The sequence below is a fragment of the Actinocrinis puniceicyclus genome, from assembly GCF_018283645.1.
GTDB classification, from domain to species: Bacteria; Actinomycetota; Actinomycetes; order Streptomycetales; family Catenulisporaceae; genus Actinocrinis; species Actinocrinis puniceicyclus.
Genome location: NZ_JAGSXH010000394.1, coordinates 1 through 438, shown reverse-complemented (window position 1 = coordinate 438; position 438 = coordinate 1). Strand labels below are relative to the sequence as shown.

The following is a 438-nucleotide window of genomic DNA, read 5'->3' as shown; positions in this document are numbered from 1 at the left end:
CATCAGATCACCATACGTCACGATGACCCGATGGATCGGTTTGTTGACGAACTCTGGCACCTTCCGGACGTGAGAGGCAACGTTGGCCAGTTGGGTATTCGCCTTGAGCAGCGTCTCCTTGAACTTTGTCTTGTACTTGTTCACCGAGGCCGACGCGGGGAGATCTAGCGACAGCGACTTGTTCTTGACCTCGAACACGATGGTTGCATCATCCTCGATGACCATAAAATCGCTGCATGGCCCGCCTACCTGGAATCGCCGGCGGACATCGTCTTCGTCGAGCACGGGAAAGCCGCTACGCCTCAACGATTCCCCGGTGTACGCTTCGAACGCGTCCTCGAAAGCCTGCTTGGCGGTTTTATCCTTGGCGTTCGCGACGATGTCGCTGAAAGCGAATTCGATATGCCGGTGCAGACACGGCGCGCCCCAGAAATACAG

General features: G+C 56.6%; 1 protein-coding gene. It reads right to left on the bottom strand.

Going from position 1 to position 438, the window contains the following annotated elements; translation table 11 throughout:
- The coding region (locus KGA66_RS29445; protein ID WP_211472928.1) for a hypothetical protein at window positions 1–438 on the bottom strand (438 nt) is incomplete at both ends.